The following is an 18667-nucleotide window of genomic DNA, read 5'->3' as shown; positions in this document are numbered from 1 at the left end:
GATGGGTTATGACGCGATTGCTTCGAATCACCTGGCTGCTGCTGTTGTGTTTCAGCCAGGTGCATGCCGCGACGGCTCAGGATGAGGATGCGCAGGCGGCCAAGGCGCTGCTGGAGAAAGCCGTGGCCTACTACCAGAGCAACGGCGACAAGGCCTTTGCCGCGTTCAGTCGCCAGGGGGAGTTTATTGAGCAGGATCGCTATGTGTTCGTGGTCGATACCCAGGGCGTGCTGCTGGCCAGTGGCGGGCCCTCCTCCGCCTTGATCGGCCGCGATGTATCCGAAGTACTGGGACCGGATCTGCGCCAGTCATTTAAAGACGCGCTGAAGGTGCCGGAAGGCCAGGGCATCCAGCAGGCCGATTACCGCTGGCAGAACTGGAACGATGGCAAGGTCGAGCACAAGCACGTGTTCTACCAGCGCGTGGGCGAACGCATCCTGGCGGTGGGTTATTACTTGCCACGGGCCACACCGGAACAGGCGCGGGCCCTGCGCAACAAGGCGGTGAACGCATTGCTCAAGGATGAGTCGGGCACGCTCAAGGCGATCAACTCCTTGCAAGGCGGCTTCTTGCAGGATGACCTCTACGTGTTTGTCGTCGACCTCAATACCCGACGCTACGTGGCCCACGGCACCACCCTGCGGCTGATCAACACCGACTTCGGCAAGATCAAGGACCCCGACGGCAAGCCGGTGGGCGAACCGATCCTCAAGCTGATGGCCGAGCAGGACCAGGGCGAATACAAATACCGCTGGAAAAACCCGGTGACCGGCAAGGTCGAGAACAAGCATGCGTATGTGCGCAAGGCCGGGCATTTCATGGTGGCGGTGGGTTACTACAGCCCCTGAAGCTGGAGCGCGGTCAAAACTGTGGGAGCGGGCTTGCTCGCGAATGCGGTGTGTCAGTTACAGATGCTTCAACTGAACCACCGCATTCGCGAGCAAGCCCGCTCCCACAGTTTGATCTTCACAGGGTCAGTTAGCGCGCTTTGTCTTCGCGGCCGCGCAGCACCCGGTTGGGCATCGCAATCGCCGCCGCCAAGCCCAACAACGACACCGCCGCACTCACCATCAGCAAATGCCGGAACGTCACCGCCAATGCCCCGCGCAAGGCGTCCTGCGCCGGGCCGGGTGCGGCGTTGAGGCCGTCAAGCAACACGTTACCGGAGCTGCCTTCAACGGCCAGCGCGCCGCTGGCCAGGTGGGCGAAGCTGGAATCCTGCAACAGCGCCAGCAACAGCGCCGACATACACGCCACCCCCACTGCCCCGCCGAGGGAACGGAACAGGTTGGTGGTGCTGGTGGCGACGCCGATATCGCGTTGTTCCACCGAGTTCTGCGTGCCCACCAGCGAGGTGGGAAATTGCATGCCGGCCGCGATCCCGCACAGCAGCATAAACACGGCTGTCAGCCATACCGCCTGAGGCGCGCTCAAGGCCATGCCGAAAATCGCAAAGGGGCTCAACAGCGCGCCGCTGAGGATCATCGGTTTATAACGCCCGGTCACCGAGGTCATGCGCCCGGCAAAATAGGCGCCCATCGGCAAACCCATTGCCAGCGGCAGCAGGTGCAAGGCCGCGCTGTCGGCACCCGAGCCGGTCACCGTCTGATAACGCAGCGGCATCAGCACCGTCAGGGAAATCGCCTGGAAGCTGGTGAAGAAAATCGTGCACCAGCACAACACCGCGCTGCGGTTGGCGAACAAATGCATCGGCAACAACGGCTCCCGCGCACGGCGTTCGTGCCAGACAAACAGGCTCAACGCCAGCAGCGCACACGCCAGCAGGCCCAGCACTTCATTGTCACGCCAATGATGGCCCTGGCCGATTTCGGTGATGCCCAGCAGCAACGCCGTCAGGCCGACGATCATCAGCACGGTGCCGAGGTAATCGATGATCGGCTTGCGCTGTGGCACCGGCAGCCCCACCAGGGTGCGGTGGGCCACGTACCAGGCGCCGGCGCCCAATGGCAGGTTGATCAAAAATACCCAGCGCCACGACAAGTACTCGGTCATGTAGCCGCCGAGCACCGGCCCGGCCACGCTGGCCACCGCGTACATACTGCTGAAATAGCCTTGGTAGCGTCCGCGTTCACGGGGCGGGATGATGTCGCCAATGATCGCCTGGCTCACCGAAATCATGCCGCCGGCGCCGATGCCCTGGAGGATCCGCGCCAGCACCAGTTGCTCCATGCTTTGCGCCATGCCGCAGAACAGCGAGGCCAGGGTGAACAGGCCCATGCCGATCAGCATCATCGGCCGGCGCCCATACAGGTCGCCGAGCTTGCCGTAGATCGGCACGGCCACAGTCATCGCCACCATGTAGCCGGAAATCACCCAAGCCAGCAGGTTGACGTCGTGGAACTGCGCGGAGATGGCGGGCATCGACACGGCGACAATGGTCTGGTCCAGTGCACCCAGGAAGATCGCCATCATCAGTGAGGCGAGGATACTGCGCACAGCGGGAAGCGGCGGAGCGGGCTGATTGAGGTGCGTCACGGCAAGACCTTCGAGCAGAGCCCGCGAGAAAGTCGGCCCGCGGGAATGCTCGATACGATAGCAGGCTATTCGATAGCTTCGTAAGGAAGTCCGACGTAATTTTCTGCGATGGTTTTGCGCCCCGCCTCGGAGTGGATGAAGTACTCAAGTTCACTCTCAGCAATGCGCTGGCTGAAACCGTCCGCCTCGGGAAATTGATGCAACATCGAGGTCATCCACCAGGAAAACCGCTCAGCCTTCCACACCCGCCGCAGGCAGATGGCGGAATAGCGTTCCAGCAAATCCACGCGCCCCTCGCCGTAGACCTTGAGCAGAATCCGATACAGGGTGCTCACGTCACTCGCCGCCAGGTTCAAGCCCTTGGCGCCGGTGGGCGGCACGATATGCGCCGCGTCGCCCAGCAGGAACAGGCGGCCGTACTGCATCGGTTCCACCACGAAACTGCGCAGCGGCGCGATGCTTTTTTCGATCGACGGACCGGTCACCAGGTTCTCGGCGAGGTGGCTGGGCAGGCGGGTTTTCAGCTCGTCCCAGAAACGTGCGTCAGGCCATTCATCAATAGGTTCTTCCAGCGGCACTTGCAGGTAATAGCGGCTTCGGGTCGACGAACGCATGCTGCACAAGGCAAAGCCGCGCGCGTGCTTGGCGTAGACCAGCTCAGCGTGCACGGGCGGCGTGTCGGCCAGGATACCCAACCAGCCGAAGGGGTAGACCCGTTCGAAGACCTTGATCGATTCGGCCGGGATCGATTGGCGCGCAACGCCGTGGTAGCCGTCGCAACCGGCAATGTAGTCACACTCCAGGCGAAACGCCTCACCCTGGTGCTCAAACGTCAGCCAGGGTCGATCACTTTTAAGGCCGTGGGGCTGCACGTTATGGGCTTCATAAAACGTGGTGGCGCCAGCGGCGGCACGCGCGGCCATCAGGTCGCGGGTGACTTCGGTCTGGCCGTAGATCATCACCGACTGGCCGCCGGTCAAGCCCTTGAGGTCGATATGGGTGAGCTGGCCGTTCAGCGCCAGCTCGAATCCGTCATGCACCAGGCCTTCGCTGTCCATTCGCTGGCTGACGCCGGCCTGCCTCAACAGGTCGACCATGCCTTGCTCCAGCACCCCGGCACGAATGCGCCCTTGCACGTAATCGGCGCTCTGGCGCTCTAGGATAAGGGTCTCGATACCCGCATTGTGCAGCAGTTGACCGAGCAGCAGTCCAGAGGGACCGGCGCCGATGATGGCGACTTGGGTTTTCAGCGTTTTCATTATTTTTATGGCCCGCAAATTCCACCCGAACAGACAGGGTGAAAGAGTTGTCATTGGTCTTGTTGCTGACATTTTTCACTTGAGCGAGCAGCATAAGAAGGTGAAAACTGAGCCAAAGCCTGCGCTTTTTGCCAATTGGGGCGATTACCGCACCACTGTCCTGAGTATCGGATTGAAACCATGACCAAAACCGCGATTCCGGTCTTCAAGCTTTACGGGGAAGACCAGCAATGGCCGACCCCCGATTTGTTGCACTGTGAAACCATTTCCCGGCGCAGTCGGGAATACCAGTGGGAAATCCAGCCCCACCGGCACGCGGATCTGTGCCAGTTGCTCTACGTGCACAAAGGCCAGGCACAATTGGAAATCGAAGGCGAGCGCACCACGCTGAACGAAGCGACCCTGCAGGTATTGCCGCCGTTGTGTGTGCACGGGTTTCGCTTTCCCAAGGATGTTGAAGGCTATGTCGTGACGCTGGCAGCGCCACTGGTCAGCCATCTGCAAGCACAGCTGGGCGCAACGGTAGACGGATTGCAGGCATTGGGCAGTTACCCGGCAGGCAAAGACAGTGATTATCTGAACAGTCAGTTCGCCCGCCTGCAGGTTGAATACGCCGACGATCAACCGGCGCGGGACATGATGCTGCATGCGCTGGTCAGCGTGCTGCTGGTGTGGATCAGCCGCCAGGCCATCCAGCATCGCCACCCTCGGGCGCCCAGGGGGCGTGAATACTTCCGGCGCTTTACCCAGCTGGTCGAGCAGCATTACCGCGAACACCCGAAGATCGAGGACCTGGCCCACAAGCTCGGGATCTCGGTCTCACACTTGAACGGAACATGTCGAGAGTTGGGCGGGCAGCCTGCGCTGCAGATCATGCATGACCGGCAATTACTGGAAGCCAAGCGTTTGCTGACTTACACCAGCATGACCATTAATGAAATGTCGGAGGTGTTGGGTTTTTCCGACCCGACCAACTTCTCACGGCTGTTTCGCCGACGGGTCGGGTTTTCGCCCAAGGCGTTTCGTGAACAACTTAAAGCCGAGGCACCACATAGCTGAATGTAGGAGCGGGCTTTTGTGGGAGCGGGCTTGCTCGCGAATGCGCTGGGTCAGCTACATATCTGCAAACTGATCCACCGCATTCGCGAGCAAGCCCGCTCCCACATTTGGATATTCAGCGCGTCATCCTTATCGCAAGGCACTGAAACTGCCGGTACGCGGAACACATTGGTCCTGATGGCAACTGATCGCAAAGGTCGGCTGCATACGCGTTTGCTCCACACGGTAGGCGGCAGTCCCGTACAGCGCGCTGGCGAGTGCGCACAGGCTGAAAATCATCAAGTACTTTCTGGTTTTAATACTCATGGCACAGACCTCTGAGCGGATCTACACGGTGCTCTCCAAAGCATAGGTCAACGCGCGCGAGTTGCCATTATCAGGCGACATTCAACACGTTTATGTCGACCTAGAGACCCGCATCCCATGCGGGCTCTTCCGGGAACCGCAGCACCAGGAAATCCAACAGGCTGCGCAGCGCCGATGGCATGTGCTTGCGCGAGGCGTATACCGCGTAAATGTTCATCCGGCGAGGTTCGGCATCGGGCAGCAGGCGCACCAGTTCACCGCGACGGATGTAGTCGCCGGCCTGGTAACTGGGCAGCATCGACACCCCTGCCCCGGCCAGCGTCACGCGCAACAAAGTGCTGGCCTCGTTGGAAGTGATATTGCCGTTGATGGGCACCGAGACGTGCTCGCCACGCTCTTCGAAATGCCACAGGCTTTTACCGAAATAAGAGTGGGTGAGGCAGTTGTGCCCGGCCAGGTCTTCGACTTTCTGCGGGGCCGGATGCTCCAGCAGATAAGCCGGCGTGGCGCAGACCACTGAGCGACACACCGTCAGCCGCCGGGCGATAAGGTTGGGGTCCAGGTCATTGCTGGTGCGGATGGCCAGGTCGATACGCTCATCCACCAGGTTCACCGTGCGGTCGAGCATCTGCAGGTCAACCGTCACCAGCGGGTAGCGCTTGACGTACTCGGCGATGGCCTGCGCCAATTGCGCCTGGCCGAAAGACGTACTGACACTCAGGCGCAGCAGGCCACGGGGCGCGTCGTCGGGCTCGCTGACGGCGGCCTGCATATCGCCGCACAGTTCCAGCATTTGCCGACAGCGCGGCAGGGTTTCACTGCCGGCCGCCGTAAGGCTGAGCTTGCGCGTGGTGCGGTGCAGCAAACGTGCGCCGACCCAGTCTTCCAGCTCGGCCAGGTAGCGTGACACCACCGGCCGCGACAGGTCCAGATGGTCGGCGGCGGCAGACTGGCTACCCAGGTCCACCACCGTGACAAACACGCGCATTGCTTGAAGACGATCCATGATTTGCCCGATTTTAGAAACAAACTATGTCCCAGCATCGCATTTTTAGTCTGGTTTTGTGCAACTAAGCTCTGTGCATCCCCTACCCATGCTGGAGCTGCCCGATGTTCTCAACCTTCAAGCGCCTGACCCTGGCCACCGCCGCCCTGGCCTTCGCCGCACATGCGGCTGCCGCCGACCTGACGTTGGACGTGTACAACCCTGGCGAAGCCGCGATCTTCCCGGTCAGCTCGGTGCTGGTCAGCGGCGCCAAGGACGCCATCCTGGTGGACGCTCAATTCGGCAAGGGCCAGGCCGAGCAACTGGTGCAAAAGATCCGCGCCAGCGGCAAACACCTCACCACCATCTACATCAGCCATGGCGACCCGGACTACTACTTCGGCCTCGATACCCTCACCGCCGCGTTCCCCGACGCCAAGGTGCTGGCAGCGCAACCGGTGGTCGACCATATCAAGGCGACTGTTGCCGGCAAACTTGAGTTCTGGGGCCCGAAAATGGGCGCCGACAAGCCGGCCAAAACCATCGTGCCGCAGGTGCTTGAAGGCCACAGCTTGAGCCTCGAAGGCCAACAACTGGATGTCATCGGCCTGGATGGCCCGCAGCCGGATCGCAGCTTTGTGTGGATCCCGTCGATCAAGGCCGTGGTCGGTGGTGTGGTCGTCGCTGAAAACATCCACCTGTGGATAGCCGACACCCAGAGCGCGCAATCCCACAAAGATTGGCTCGCCACTTTGCAACGCATCGAACAGCTCAAACCTCGCACCGTGGTTCCAGGCCACTACCTGGGCACACCGTCGCTGAAATCGGTGGCCTTTACCGCCAACTACATCAAGGCCTTTGACGCCGAGACCGCCAAGGCCAAGGATTCCGCTGCCCTGATCGCGGCCATGAAAAAACGTTACCCGACCCTCGCCGACGAAAGCTCGCTGGAACTGAGCGCCAAAGTCGCCAAGGGCGAAATGAAGTGGTGAAGCGTTTCAAACCTTAACCGTACTGGAGAACGTCATGAGCAAGATTGCAATCATTGGGGCCACTGGCCGTGCCGGTAGCCAACTGCTGGAAGAAGCACTGCGCCGTGGGCATAGCGTTGTAGCCATCGCACGTAATACCGACAAGCTGGCCGTTCGCCCTGGCGTCACCGTCAAACAGGTTGATGCGCTGGACGCAGACGCCCTGCAACACGCCGTCAGCGGCAGCGATGTGGTAATCAGCGCCGCACACTTCGCCACCCTGCCCGCCAGCGCCGTGATCGGGCCGGTGAAAAAAGCCGGGGTGCAACGCCTGCTGGTGGTGGGCGGTGCCGGTTCGCTGTTACTGCCGGGTGGCGGTCGGGTGATCGACAGCGAAGGCTTCCCGGCAGAGTACAAAGCCGAGGCCAGTGCGGGGGCCGCGTTTCTCGATGCGCTGCGTCAGGAGAAGGAACTGGATTGGACCTTCCTGTCGCCATCGGCGGAGTTCGTTGAGACCGAACGCACCGGTAAATTCCGTGTAGGCCAGGATGATTTGCTGGTGAGCAGTGAGGGGCGTAGTTGGATCAGTTTCGCCGACTATGCCATCGCCTTGATCGACGAAGTCGAAGCACCAAAGCACTCCCGCCAGCGCTTCACCGTGGGCTACTGACCCAACGCGGTTTAAAACTGTGGGAGCTGGCTTGCCTGCGATAGCGGTGTGTCAGTCAATGATGTACTGACTGATCGACCGCTATCGCAGGCAAGCCAGCTCCCACGTTGTGATCTTCAGTGTTCCGGATATTGCGCCTGGCTCACTAACCAGTTCATCAGGGCTTCAAGCCCGGCCGACGGCGCCGTCCCCGGCGGATACACCAGGTAATACCCCATCCCCGTCGGCACCTGCAGTTCAAACGGCATCACCAACCGTCCTGCCTTCACATCCTCGCCAATCAACGCACTGTCGCCAATCGCCACGCCGGAACCTTGGGACGCCACCGTCATCGCCAAGTCCAGCGTTTCAAAATGATGCCCCTGGCTCAAATTGCTCAACTGCGTGTTCGCAGCCGAAAGCCACAACGCCCAATCCCGCTCGTCCCGCGTGGGGTGCAGCAGTACCTGTTGCTGCAAATCTGCGGGCGTGTGCAAAACATCCAGCAACGCTGGCGCACAGACGGGCGTGAGCTGTTCATCGAATAAATGCCGCGCCTCGGCCGACTGCTCGGCGGTGGGCGCATAGATCACAGCCGCATCGAATTGCTCGCGACGAAAGTCCACGGTGTAGGCCACGGTGGTGGTGAGTTCCACCGGCACGTCCGGGCGCTCCTTTTGCCACTGCATCAGGCGCGGCAGCAGCCAGCGCATCACGCAGGTGGACGCTTTGAGCTGCAGGGTCTGGCGGCGGTTGCCGATCTGCTCCACCGCCTCGCCGATCAGGCCAAACACTTGCTGGGCGCGCAGTGACCATTCACGGCCTTCTTCGGTCAGGCTCAAGCCGCGCGCCTGGCGTCGGAACAGCGCGTAGCCCAAATGGCTTTCCAGCCCGGCGACCTGCCGGCTCACCGCGCCCTGGGTGATGTGCAATTGCTCGGCAGCACGGGTGAAGTTGCAGCACTGGGCCGTGACCCAGAAGGTGTGCAGCGCGGGCAGCGGCGGAAGGCGCTTCATAAGGGCTGAGCCATGACGTGAGAACATGGCTAGTATGACTTTTTATCGATTGTTGCCGCTACCGGCCAGCCGGTCCAATACCGCCTTATCTCAACAATAAGAGCGACATTTATGGCCACCTGCGGCGAAGTATTGGTCAACCTCCTGGAAGGCTACGGCGTGGACCAGGTATTTGGCATCCCCGGCGTACACACGGTGGAGTTGTATCGCGGCCTGGCCCGTTCCAGCATCCGCCACGTCACCCCGCGCCACGAACAGGGCGCCGGGTTCATGGCCGACGGTTATGCGCGCACCCGCGGCAAGCCCGGCGTGTGCTTCATCATCACCGGCCCCGGCATGACCAATATCACCACCGCCATGGGCCAGGCCTATGCTGACTCGATCCCCATGCTGGTGATCTCCAGCGTGCAGTCGCGCAGCCAATTGGGCGGCGGGCGCGGCAAGCTGCATGAGCTGCCGAACCAAGCAGCAATGATGGCCGGCGTGGCGGCGTTCTCGCACACCTTGATGTCCGCGGCGGAGTTGCCCGGCGTGTTGGCGCGGGCCTTTGCGGTGTTCCAGGCCGGGCGACCGCGCCCGGTGCATATCGAAATCCCGCTGGATGTGCTGGTGGAAAATGCCGCCGCGCTGCTGGGCACTGAGCCAGTCAGCGTGGCCCGTGCCGGCGCGGCGCCGTCGGCGGTGAAGCAGATGAGCCAGTTGCTCGCGGCAGCCACGCAACCCTTGATCCTGGCCGGTGGCGGCGCCATCGATGCGGCGCCGGAATTGACTCGACTGGCGGAGCTTCTCGGCGCGCCGGTGGCCCTGACCATCAACGCCAAAGGCATGCTGCCCGCCCGCCACCCGCTGCTGATCGGCTCGACCCAGACGCTGGTCGCCACCCGTGCGTTGGTGGCCGAAGCGGACGTGGTGCTGGCTATCGGAACAGAGCTGGCGGAGACCGACTACGACGTCACTTTCGCCGGCGGCTTCGAGATTCCGGGCGCTTTGCTGCGCGTCGACATCGACCCGGACCAGACCGTGCGCAACTACCCCCCGCAAGTGGCGCTGGTCGCCGATGCACAAATCGCCGCCGAAGCCTTGTTGGCCGAGCTGGACCGCCAGCCATTGCCGCCACGCAACAGCACGTGGGGCGCTCACCGCGTCGCCCGCTTGTGGGCCGAACTGACCGCCACTTGGGACGCCGCCACCCGCGCGCAAACCCTGTTCCTCAACACCGTCCTGGCGGCATTGCCCAACGCCGTCATAGTGGGCGACTCCACCCAACCAGTGTACAGCGGCAACCTCACCTTGAACCTCGACCACCCGCGCCGCTGGTTCAACTCGTCGACTGGCTACGGCACCTTGGGCTACGCCCTGCCCGCCGCCATCGGCGCCTGGCTGGGGCGTGGCGACGGGCAGCCGGTGGTTTGCCTGATCGGCGACGGCGGCCTGCAATTCACCCTGCCGGAACTCGCCAGCGCGGTGGAAGCACGCGTGCCGATCATCGTGCTGCTGTGGAATAACCACGGCTATGAAGAGATCAAGAAATACATGGTCAACCGGGCGATCGAACCGGTCGGCGTGGATATCTACACGCCGGACTTTATCGGTGTGGCCAAGGCGTTGGGTTGTGCTGCCGAGAGCATTCAGGGCGTTGAGTCGTTGCGCGTGGCACTGCGCGCCGCAGTTGATTGCCCGGGGCCGACGCTAATTGAAATCGACCAGGGCCTTTGGGTGACGGAGTTGGCGCTATGAGCACGGTATTGAACGGTGTGTATATCGGTGGTGCGTGGCGTGCCGGCCATACCGTGCTGGAAGTGATCAACCCAGCCACCGAAGCGATGTTGGCCCAGGTGAGCGTGGGCGATGCGCTGGCCGTAACGCAGGCGGTCGACGCGGCCAGCGCGGCCTTCAGTGAGTGGTCGAAAAGCACTGGCCGTGATCGCGCCGCCCTGCTGCGCAAGATCGCCCAGGGCGTAAGCGAGCAGCGCGAACCGCTGATGCACCTGCAGTCGAGCAACAACGGCAAACCGCTGTTTGAAGCCGCGATTGATGTGGACGATGTCATCGCCACGTTCGAGTACTACGCCGGCGTGGCCGAAGCGATGGACGCCGGCCAGGATTGCCCGGTGGACCTGCCCAGCGCTGACTTCAGCGCACGCCTGCGTCGTGAGCCGTGTGGGGTGGTGGGACTGATCGTGCCGTGGAATTTCCCGATGGTCACCACCGCCTGGAAACTCGCCCCGGCACTGGCGGCGGGTTGCTGCGTGGTGCTCAAGCCGTCAGAAGTGACGCCATTGGCCGAGCTGCAACTGGCGCGAATTATCGCTGAATCGGGGCTCCCGGCCGGGGTATTTAACCTGGTGTGTGGCACGGGCTTGGCGGTCGGGGCGCCGTTGGCGGCGGATCCACGGGTGGCGAAGATTTCCTTCACCGGCAGCAACGCAGTCGGCGTGCAGGTGATGCAGCGCGCGGCTGAAACCATCAAGGGTGTGAGCCTGGAATTGGGCGGTAAATCTTCACTGGTGGTACTGGCGGACGCCGACCTGGACCTGGCGGTGGAGCTGGCCTGTGGCGGTGGATTTTTCAACGCCGGGCAGATGTGTTCCGCCACCAGTCGTGTGCTGGTCGCTGACAGCCTGGCGGATGCATTCCTGCAGCGGTTGCACAAACGTGTTGAAGGAATCCGTGTGGCTGACCCTTTTTCCGATGAGGTGGAAATGGGCGCGCTGATCAACCGTGTGCAGTATCAACGTGTGCTGGGGCACATACAGCGTGGCGTTGAGGATGGCGCGCGATTGCTGTGTGGCGGTGCACGGCCGGCGGATTTGCCGAAGGGCTTTTTCATTCGCCCGACTGTGTTCACCGATGTGCCACTGGACAGCGCGTTGTGGAATGAAGAGATCTTCGGCCCGGTGCTGTGTGTACGACGGTTCGCAACTGAGGACGAGGCAATTGCCCTGGCCAACGACAGCGATTTCGGCTTGGTGGCAAGCGTGGTCAGCCGTGACAACGAAACCGCCGAGCGCGTGGCGAATGCCTTGCAGGCCGGGCTGGTGTGGATCAACGCGCCGCAAGTGATCTTTGCGCAAGCGGCGTGGGGCGGTTACAAGCAGAGCAGCATCGGCCGCGAGCTAGGGCCGTGGGGGTTGGCGGCGTTTCAGGAGATCAAGCATGTGATCCGGTCCAACTAACACCGAAGATCCCACATTTTTGATTTTTGGTGTGTCAGTTGAATGCAATTTTTAGATAGCCCCTGCGACTTTCTCATTTGCCGCCCTTCTCCCACCCATGGCCTGATTCGCCCTTGCTCACTCAAGGCCCTCCCATGGAAACCGTTCAAACAAAACCCACCACCGCCCTCTGGCTGATGATCAGTGTCGTGCTGGTCGCCCTTAACCTGCGGCCATCAATGGCCGCCGTGGGCCCATTGTTGTCATCGATTCGCGGCGACGTGCCGTTGAGTTTCAGCAGCGCGGCGTTGCTGACCATGTTGCCGGTGATGGCCATGGGTTTGGCGATGTTCTTTGGCATGGCCGTGGCCAAGCGTTTTGGCGAGCACCGCAGCATTGTGCTGTCGCTGCTGGTGATTGGCGTGGCCACGCTGTCGCGGTTGTTCCTGGATTCGGCGCTGGAGTTGATCATCAGCGCCATCGCAGCCGGAGTGGGCATTGCGATGATCCAAGCGTTGATGCCAGCGCTGATCAAGTCGCGATTCAGCGATAACGTCTCGCTGTTCATGGGCCTGTACGTCACCGCGATCATGGGGGGTGCCGCGCTGGCGGCATCGTTTGCGCCGTTCGTGCAAGTGCAGACCGGCAGTTGGCGCATCGGCCTGGCAATCTGGGCAGTGCTCGCAGTACTGGCGCTGGCATTCTGGTTTGCACAGCGCTCGGTGCTGCCGCCGTTGCCGCAAGCGTCCGCCGGCCCGCAGGAATCATTTTTCGGTAACGGCCGGGCCTGGTTGCTGGCCGTCTTTTTCGGCCTTGGTACTGCGGCCTACACCTGCGTACTCGCCTGGCTCGCGCCGTACTACGTGGAGCAAGGCTGGAGCGAACAGAACGCTGGTTTGCTGCTGGGCTTTTTGACGGCAATGGAAGTGGTGTCCGGCTTGATCACCCCCGCCATCGCCAACCGTCGCCGGGATAAACGCGGTGTGGTTGCGGTGCTGCTGGTGCTGATCATCCTCGGTTTCTGCGGTTTGATTCTCAGCCCGCAATACCTGAGCCTGCTGTGGCCCTGCCTGCTCGGCCTGGGCATTGGCGGTCTGTTCCCGATGAGCTTGATCCTGTCCCTCGACCACCTGGACAACCCCCGCCGCGCCGGTGGCCTCACCGCGTTTGTGCAAGGTATCGGCTACTTGATTGCCGGGCTGTCGCCGCTGATCGCGGGGATGATCCGCGATCAACTGGGCAGCTTCGAATGGGCCTGGTGGTCGTTGACGGCGGTCATTGTAGTGATGCTGCTGATCGTCACGCGCTTCAACCCAAAGCATTACGCGCGGCATATCCGCTGAGGTCGTGTTGCAAACAGTATTTGTCTCACGCCAAACATAGAAACGCCCTACAGCGCTTTCTATTGGCACGTCCGTTCCGTTAAGCTTTTGCGCTGTCTTGTACTGAGTTCGGTACAACGGGTTTACGGACGAAACCGATGCTAAACAGTAACTTGCTCAGAAAGCTCGATATGCAGGACTTGATGGTGTTTATCGCCGTCTATGACCAGAGCAGCGTTACCGAGGTGTCCGAAACGCTGTTTGTCAGCCAGTCCACCGTGAGCTACAGCCTGAAGAAGCTGCGCACCAGTTTCGAAGACGAGCTGTTTATCAACACACGGGCGGGCATGCGGCCGACGTACAAGGCCACAACCATGTACGGCCATGTGCAGAAAATCCTCGAGAGCATCAACCTGTGCCACGCCGGTGGCCAGGCCTTCGACCCGACGCAGCAGGCCGTGACCTTCAACGTGTGCGCGCCGGAATATTTCGAACAGTTGATCCTGCCGCGCCTGTTGAAGCACTTTGACCGCGCCGACCTGCCGGTGATCGTCAATGTGCAAAAGCTGGAAACCGACATCCCCGCCGACGACCTACGCGATGGCCGTCTCGATCTGGTGATCTGTTTCGGCCCCAACTTCCACCGCGCCCATAAAGACTTCCGCACCCAGATGCTGCTCGAAGACGACCTTGTGTGCGTGTTCGACAAACGCTCGGCACCGCGCGAGCCGGCCTTCAGCCTGCAATCGTTCGTTGAGCGGCGCCACGTGTTCCCCACGCCCTGGACCTCCGACACCAACATGATCGACGGCTGGCTGGCGCGCCAGGCGCACAAGCGCCAAGTGATCGCCCGCGCCAACAGCTACAGCGCGGCGCTGAAGATGATCACCGGCACCGACTTTATCGTCACCCTGCCGCGCCGCGTGCAAAAGCTGCTAGCGCCTGTGACGGTGTTCGGCCATTGCGAGGCGCCCAACGGTTTGCCGGGGTTCACGCTGGAGATGCAGTGGAATGAAACCAGTGGACAGGACAGTGCCAATACCTGGTTTCGTGAGCAGGTTGTAAAAGTCTGCGCGGACCAGGGATTGCTGTGATCGCCCCTACGCCGATGGCATCGTTGCGGTGTCAGCCGATGACGGCTTTGCTGTAGGAATCGCGGTCCATGTCCACCAACAGGACACTCAGTTGAACCTGTATATCCGCCGGCCAGTCGCCCGCGTCCTGCAACGCCGCCAGCAAGCTTTCCGACAACTGCTTCTTGACCTGTGGTGACCGCCCGCTGAGCAGCGAAAGCTTCAACGCGACAAACCCACGGGGGTCGAGAGAGGTGCCGACCTGGAAACTCTCGACCTTGAGCGCACGGCTCTTGATATCGAACTCGGAACCGAACTGGCCGGACACCATCAGCACGTTGTTGAGCCGCAACAGGACTTTCTCGACGGCCAGGCCTGTCAAGTTGGCGGTGTATTCCAGGTGCAGGTGTGGCATGAAGGGCTCCAAATTTTTTGTAGGAAGTTTCGCAGGTATACCACGCGAGTCAGGCCTGGGTCGCCAACCCTCGATCACTCATGAAGGCCTCAAGCCGTGAACGCACCCAGCGCTCAGCCGGGTCAGTGTCCACATGACTGAGCCAGACCATGGACAAATCCAGGGTCGGCGTCTCGAATGGGAACGGCTCACAGAACAGGTGGCCCGACACCGCCATGGCCTCGGCGGTGTAGTCCGGCAGGCTGGCGATCAGGTCGGTGCCGGCGAGCAACGCCGGCAGCGCGCTGTATTGCGGCACCGACAACACCACGTGGCGTTTGCGGCCGATTTCCGCCAGCCACTCATCGGCAAACCCCGACACGTTGGCGGTGTGGGACACCAACACGTGGGGCCGTGAGCAATATTCATCGAGGGTCAGCGGTGTGTCGGAGGCATCGGCGCGCAGCAAACGCGGGCGGATATGGCGCAGCAGCTTGCGCTTGGCATTCGCCGGCAAGCCACGGGTCTGGGTGATGCCGACGGTGATATCACCGGAGGCCAGCAGGTCCGGAATGCGCCAGTAGTCCACATGCTGCACCACAAACACCACTTGCGGCGCTTCCTGGCGCAAGGCGCGCAGCAACGGTGGCAGTAGGCCGAACTCGACATCGTCGGACAGGCCGATGCGAAAGGTCATGGTGCTGATGGACGGGTCGAAATCGTGGGTCAGGCTCAGGGCCGATGACAATGAGTCCAGGGCCGGCGACAGGTGCTGGATGATTTCCTCGGCGCGCGCGGTGGGCTCCATGCGATGGCCGACACGAATGAACAGCGGGTCGTTGAACAAGGTGCGCAAGCGGTTGAGGGCCGAACTGATGGTCGGTTGGCCGAGAAACAGCTTCTCTGCCACCCGCGTGACATTGCGCTCGAGCATCAGCGCTTCGAACACCACCATCAGGTTGATGTCGGCCTTGCGTAATTCATTGCGATTCATCGGCGCCTGCCCCTTTCCCCAAGACAAGCCGCAGTTTAGAAAGCGCGGGGGCCTGCGTCTATGTGCACACTGTTCATCCAGCCGCTTTGCAGCTATAAAACAGCTCTCCAAGGTCGCAGGAACACGCCCGTGCTGGTCATTCTCGCCTCGGCCATTGTATTGGCCGGGTTTTGTATCTGGGTCATCCAGCTGATTGCCAACCCCACCGCCCGCACACTGTTGCGAGTGTTTGTCGGTCTGTGCCTGGCGGCGATGGTGGCGTATGTGGTGCTGGCGTCGGGCTTTCCTATTTCGTTGCTGGTTTCATGATTGCCTGTGGCGCGGGCGCCTGCTCCTGGCCCTGACGTAAACGCAAGGCTGCCAATGCCGCGATCACCAACACGACCGCAATCACTTTCAAGCCGTTCATCGCATTGCCGGTGCTCATCTCGATCGCCCCCATCACCGACGGCCCGACAAACCCGCCCAACAGCCCACAGGCGTTGACGAAACCCAGCCCGCCCGCCAGCGCCACACCCTTGAGGCGCGAGGCTGGGTACAAAAAGATGATCGACTGCACCACAAAGAACATCACCGCCGACAGGCAAAAGCCCAGCAAACTGAACACCGGCCCCGATATCGAAGCAATACCCAGACCCAACGCCATGGTCAGCAACCCCGTGACCAACAAGCGACGGCAACGCCCCGGCGTGGTGGCAAAACGCGGAATCAATACCGCGCCGAGCGCCGCCGCGATCCAGGGCAATGAGGTCAACAGGCCGACGCTCATGGTGCTCAGTTCGCCGTATTTGCTGATGATGCTCGGCAGGAAAAAGATCACCGTATAGATGGTGATCTGATGGCAAAAGTACACAAAGATCGCCAGCAGGATTTGCGGGGTCAGCCAGTTTTTCAACGAGTGACCACCCTCGCCCGCGCCTTCTTCGGTTTCCAGGGCGATGCGCTGTTCGATCCCGCGCGCTTCCTCGGCCGACAGCCACGGCGCCTTGCTCGGACGATCCGGCAGTTTGCGCCAGACCACCCAGGCAAACGCCACCGCCGGCAAACCTTCGAGCAGGAACATCCACTGCCAGCCGTGCCAGCCGAGCAGACCGTCCATGCGCATCAACGCCGCGCCCACCGGGCCGCCGATGATGTTGGCAAAACACACGCCGAGCAGGAAGTAACCGGTGGCCCGCGCCCGTTGTTCACGGTTGAACCAGTAGGTGAGGTAGAGCATGACACCGGGAAACAGACCGGCTTCGGCAATGCCCAGCAACAGGCGCAGCACGTAGAACGAGGTCTCGCCCTGTACAAAGGCCATGGCCGCCGAGATCAGGCCCCAGGTCACCATGATCCGGGCAATCCAGAACCGCGCGCCGACCTTGTGCATGATCAGGTTGCTGGGGATTTCCGACAGCGCATACGTCAGGAAAAACAGCCCCGCGCCCAATCCGTATGCAGCGGCAGAAATACCCAGGTCGACATCCAGGTGATGCTTGGCCAGGGCGATGTTAGTGCGGTCCAAAAAGCTCAGGATGTAGGCGATGATCAGCAAGGGCATCAGCTTGACGAACATCAGTTTGTTCAACGCCTGCGGCTCGCGGGCGGGGGTGGCGATAGTCATCGGCAATTCCTCTTGGCGCCCCGCCAGCCGGGCTGGGGGGCGCATCGGTGTTGTTCTAGGAGTCGAGTTGCACAGCCAACGCCGGCGGGCGATGGGAAAACAGCTGCAGCAGCGCACCGCCGAGGGCGCAGCCGGCCATTACGAAGAAGCACACGGTGTAGCCATGCAGCGTGGTCCAGCCGCCGCCCATGGCAATCAGGCTGCCCATCAGCACCGGCGCCAGGCCGCCACCGATAAACATCGCGGTGGTGATGATGCCGTTGGCGGTGGAGGTCGCCGACGGCTCGGCAGAGTCGCAGGCCACGGCGTAGTAGATCGGCCACACCGCATTCGCTACCAGGCCGAACAGCAGTTGCACCACGATGATCAAGGTCAGCGTATTGGCGAAGTAGAACGCGCCGACACTTGCCGCCATCCACAGCCCGCAGATGATCAGAGTGGTGCGCCGGCCGATGATGTCCGACAGCGACGGCCACACCAATTGCCCGAGAATCCCGGTGAGGGTGAACACCACGCTCATCCCCGCCGACTCCGCCAGCGACAGCCCGGCGATGTTGTAAAGGTAGGCCGGCAGCACAATGTTCACGCCCATGTACACCACTTGCGTGAGCATCGTATTACCGGCGGTCAGGGCGATATTGCGGTTGCGCAAGGTGGCGATAAACGTACGCCAGGCCTCGCCTTTGACTTGGCTGGCGGGGGCGTTGTCCGGCGGGGTCATGCCTTTGGCGGCGATGTCGACGTACAGCGCGGTGATGCGCTCTGCCGTCGAATAACGCGCCCAGAAGATCATCAGCGGCAGCGCCACCACGAAGGCAAAGAAGAACACATAGCGCCAGTTCTCCTCACCAAACACGGTGATGACAAAACTCGCGACAATGCCGCTGAGCATCGCGCCAATCGGATAGCCGGTGTGGTGCGCGCCCAGGGCAAACCCGCGACGCTCTACCGGCCACCATTCAGCGGTGTTGCTCACGCCCACCGGCTCGCCCCAACCGGCGCCGAGGTTGACGCCGACACGCAGGGCAATAAAGGTCGCGAGGTTGCCGCTCAAGGCTTTGAAGCCGGACAGAAACGAAATCGCGGTGTAACCCAGCACCAACGGCACTTGGAAGCGCGCACGTTTCCAGCCGCCGCCATAACGGTCGCTCCACATGGAGCCGGGGATATCCAACAGTGCCAGCGCGAGCATGACCACCGTGGCCACGGTGCCCCACTGGTCGGCGGACAAGTCGAAATGCTTGGAGATGGTCGGCCCCAGGCGCAACACGATCTCACGGTCGTAAGCGTTGAGGATCCAGATCATCCAACAGACCAGCAGCGACACCCAGGAGTGCCGGTGAATGCTGCGCAGCGACGCTTTTTTTATAGTTGCCATGGGC

General features: G+C 61.7%; 18 protein-coding genes. 9 read left to right on the top strand and 9 right to left on the bottom strand.

Annotated features, from left to right (window positions below; translation table 11 throughout):
- Nucleotides 1-8 precede the first annotated feature (8 nt).
- Complete coding sequence (locus HU722_RS08550; RefSeq protein WP_065882132.1) at nt 9-848, top strand: cache domain-containing protein; 840 nt, start codon at nt 9-11, stop codon at nt 846-848.
- 130 nt (nt 849-978) lie between these two features.
- Here HU722_RS08550 and HU722_RS08545 read toward each other — a convergent pair whose 3' ends face one another.
- Together HU722_RS08545 and pobA are read right to left on the bottom strand one after the other, a co-directional pair.
- Nucleotides 979-2496 carry an MDR family MFS transporter gene (locus HU722_RS08545; RefSeq protein WP_186754382.1) on the bottom strand — a complete coding sequence of 506 codons (1518 nt, stop codon included), beginning with the start codon at nt 2494-2496 and terminating at the stop codon, nt 979-981.
- 65 nt (nt 2497-2561) lie between these two features.
- Complete coding sequence (pobA, locus tag HU722_RS08540) at nt 2562-3746, bottom strand: 4-hydroxybenzoate 3-monooxygenase (protein WP_175403049.1); 1185 nt, start codon at nt 3744-3746, stop codon at nt 2562-2564.
- A gap of 189 nt (nt 3747-3935) precedes the next feature.
- On the opposite strand from pobA, the gene HU722_RS08535 reads away from it, so the two are divergent.
- Entirely contained in the window at nt 3936-4814 is an 879-nt protein-coding gene (locus HU722_RS08535) for a helix-turn-helix domain-containing protein (RefSeq protein WP_186754380.1), read from the top strand.
- Between the two features lie 129 nt (nt 4815-4943).
- On the opposite strand, the gene HU722_RS08530 is transcribed toward HU722_RS08535, so the two are convergent.
- Together HU722_RS08530 and HU722_RS08525 are read right to left on the bottom strand one after the other, a co-directional pair.
- Nucleotides 4944-5120, bottom strand: a complete 177-nt coding sequence (locus tag HU722_RS08530; protein WP_165448105.1) for a hypothetical protein — start codon at nt 5118-5120, stop codon at nt 4944-4946.
- Nucleotides 5121-5220: 100 nt separating this feature from the next.
- Nucleotides 5221-6126 (bottom strand): LysR family transcriptional regulator, encoded by a 906-nt coding sequence (locus HU722_RS08525; protein WP_065874798.1) that lies wholly within the window; start codon nt 6124-6126, stop codon nt 5221-5223.
- Nucleotides 6127-6230: 104 nt separating this feature from the next.
- On the opposite strand from HU722_RS08525, the gene HU722_RS08520 reads away from it, so the two are divergent.
- Together HU722_RS08520 and HU722_RS08515 are read left to right on the top strand one after the other, a co-directional pair.
- Complete coding sequence (locus HU722_RS08520) at nt 6231-7097, top strand: MBL fold metallo-hydrolase (RefSeq protein WP_065946162.1); 867 nt, start codon at nt 6231-6233, stop codon at nt 7095-7097.
- 34 nt (nt 7098-7131) lie between these two features.
- The gene (locus tag HU722_RS08515) at nt 7132-7746 is read left to right on the top strand and encodes an NAD(P)-dependent oxidoreductase (RefSeq protein WP_065874796.1); all 615 of its coding nucleotides are present in this window, start codon (nt 7132-7134) and stop codon (nt 7744-7746) included.
- A 116-nt stretch (nt 7747-7862) separates the two neighbouring features.
- Here HU722_RS08515 and HU722_RS08510 read toward each other — a convergent pair whose 3' ends face one another.
- Complete coding sequence (locus HU722_RS08510; RefSeq protein ID WP_186754378.1) at nt 7863-8741, bottom strand: LysR substrate-binding domain-containing protein; 879 nt, start codon at nt 8739-8741, stop codon at nt 7863-7865.
- A 111-nt stretch (nt 8742-8852) separates the two neighbouring features.
- Here HU722_RS08510 and HU722_RS08505 point away from each other — a divergent pair, with 111 nt between their 5' ends.
- The 4 genes from HU722_RS08505 (at nt 8853) to HU722_RS08490 (ending at nt 14312) form a co-directional block, all read left to right on the top strand.
- Entirely contained in the window at nt 8853-10478 is a 1626-nt protein-coding gene (locus HU722_RS08505; protein ID WP_186754376.1) for a 5-guanidino-2-oxopentanoate decarboxylase, read from the top strand.
- Nucleotides 10475-11917 carry an aldehyde dehydrogenase family protein gene (locus HU722_RS08500; RefSeq protein WP_186754374.1) on the top strand — a complete coding sequence of 481 codons (1443 nt, stop codon included), beginning with the start codon at nt 10475-10477 and terminating at the stop codon, nt 11915-11917. The genes HU722_RS08505 and HU722_RS08500 overlap by 4 nt, the downstream gene beginning before the upstream one ends.
- A 134-nt stretch (nt 11918-12051) precedes the next feature.
- Nucleotides 12052-13239, top strand: a complete 1188-nt coding sequence (locus HU722_RS08495) for a cyanate transporter (RefSeq protein WP_186754372.1) — start codon at nt 12052-12054, stop codon at nt 13237-13239.
- A 137-nt stretch (nt 13240-13376) separates the two neighbouring features.
- Entirely contained in the window at nt 13377-14312 is a 936-nt protein-coding gene (locus HU722_RS08490; RefSeq protein WP_065874791.1) for a LysR family transcriptional regulator, read from the top strand.
- A 31-nt stretch (nt 14313-14343) separates the two neighbouring features.
- Here the strand turns inward: HU722_RS08490 and HU722_RS08485 are convergent, their stop codons facing one another.
- Both HU722_RS08485 and HU722_RS08480 read right to left on the bottom strand, forming a co-directional pair.
- Nucleotides 14344-14706 (bottom strand): 5-carboxymethyl-2-hydroxymuconate Delta-isomerase, encoded by a 363-nt coding sequence (locus tag HU722_RS08485; protein ID WP_065874790.1) that lies wholly within the window; start codon nt 14704-14706, stop codon nt 14344-14346.
- Between the two features lie 49 nt (nt 14707-14755).
- Nucleotides 14756-15679, bottom strand: coding sequence for a LysR substrate-binding domain-containing protein (locus HU722_RS08480; protein ID WP_065874789.1), 924 nt, complete (start codon nt 15677-15679; stop codon nt 14756-14758).
- A 129-nt stretch (nt 15680-15808) separates the two neighbouring features.
- Here HU722_RS08480 and HU722_RS08475 point away from each other — a divergent pair, with 129 nt between their 5' ends.
- Nucleotides 15809-15988 (top strand): hypothetical protein, encoded by a 180-nt coding sequence (locus tag HU722_RS08475; protein ID WP_049709480.1) that lies wholly within the window; start codon nt 15809-15811, stop codon nt 15986-15988.
- Here the strand turns inward: HU722_RS08475 and HU722_RS08470 are convergent.
- Together HU722_RS08470 and HU722_RS08465 are read right to left on the bottom strand one after the other, a co-directional pair.
- Nucleotides 15966-17285 (bottom strand): MFS transporter, encoded by a 1320-nt coding sequence (locus HU722_RS08470; RefSeq protein WP_175405784.1) that lies wholly within the window; start codon nt 17283-17285, stop codon nt 15966-15968. The two genes, HU722_RS08475 and HU722_RS08470, sit on opposite strands and share 23 nt — an antisense overlap.
- 55 nt (nt 17286-17340) lie before the next feature.
- Nucleotides 17341-18663 (bottom strand): MFS transporter, encoded by a 1323-nt coding sequence (locus tag HU722_RS08465; RefSeq protein WP_065882120.1) that lies wholly within the window; start codon nt 18661-18663, stop codon nt 17341-17343.
- Nucleotides 18664-18667: the final 4 nt, after the last annotated feature.

Origin of the sequence: Pseudomonas tritici (assembly GCF_014268275.3) — a bacterium.
GTDB lineage: Bacteria > Pseudomonadota > Gammaproteobacteria > Pseudomonadales > Pseudomonadaceae > Aquipseudomonas > Aquipseudomonas tritici.
The sequence above is the reverse complement of the archived record's forward strand: the minus strand, read 5'-3'. Positions and strand labels throughout refer to the sequence as shown.

Excerpts from the sequence above, each read along its gene's own strand:
- HU722_RS08495 (WP_186754372.1), top strand. The coding sequence starts at position 12,052 with ATGGAAACCGTTCAAACAAAACCCACCACCGCCCTCTGGCTGATGATC.
- HU722_RS08465 (WP_065882120.1), bottom strand. The coding sequence starts at position 18,663 with ATGGCAACTATAAAAAAAGCGTCGCTGCGCAGCATTCACCGGCACTCC.
- HU722_RS08550 (WP_065882132.1), top strand. The coding sequence starts at position 9 with ATGACGCGATTGCTTCGAATCACCTGGCTGCTGCTGTTGTGTTTCAGC.
- HU722_RS08470 (WP_175405784.1), bottom strand. The coding sequence starts at position 17,285 with ATGACTATCGCCACCCCCGCCCGCGAGCCGCAGGCGTTGAACAAACTG.
- HU722_RS08490 (WP_065874791.1), top strand. The coding sequence starts at position 13,377 with ATGCTAAACAGTAACTTGCTCAGAAAGCTCGATATGCAGGACTTGATG.
- HU722_RS08480 (WP_065874789.1), bottom strand. The coding sequence starts at position 15,679 with ATGAATCGCAATGAATTACGCAAGGCCGACATCAACCTGATGGTGGTG.
- HU722_RS08530 (WP_165448105.1), bottom strand. The coding sequence starts at position 5,120 with ATGAGTATTAAAACCAGAAAGTACTTGATGATTTTCAGCCTGTGCGCA.
- HU722_RS08485 (WP_065874790.1), bottom strand. The coding sequence starts at position 14,706 with ATGCCACACCTGCACCTGGAATACACCGCCAACTTGACAGGCCTGGCC.
- HU722_RS08500 (WP_186754374.1), top strand. The coding sequence starts at position 10,475 with ATGAGCACGGTATTGAACGGTGTGTATATCGGTGGTGCGTGGCGTGCC.
- HU722_RS08525 (WP_065874798.1), bottom strand. The coding sequence starts at position 6,126 with ATGGATCGTCTTCAAGCAATGCGCGTGTTTGTCACGGTGGTGGACCTG.
- HU722_RS08520 (WP_065946162.1), top strand. The coding sequence starts at position 6,231 with ATGTTCTCAACCTTCAAGCGCCTGACCCTGGCCACCGCCGCCCTGGCC.
- HU722_RS08515 (WP_065874796.1), top strand. The coding sequence starts at position 7,132 with ATGAGCAAGATTGCAATCATTGGGGCCACTGGCCGTGCCGGTAGCCAA.
- HU722_RS08510 (WP_186754378.1), bottom strand. The coding sequence starts at position 8,741 with ATGAAGCGCCTTCCGCCGCTGCCCGCGCTGCACACCTTCTGGGTCACG.
- HU722_RS08535 (WP_186754380.1), top strand. The coding sequence starts at position 3,936 with ATGACCAAAACCGCGATTCCGGTCTTCAAGCTTTACGGGGAAGACCAG.
- HU722_RS08505 (WP_186754376.1), top strand. The coding sequence starts at position 8,853 with ATGGCCACCTGCGGCGAAGTATTGGTCAACCTCCTGGAAGGCTACGGC.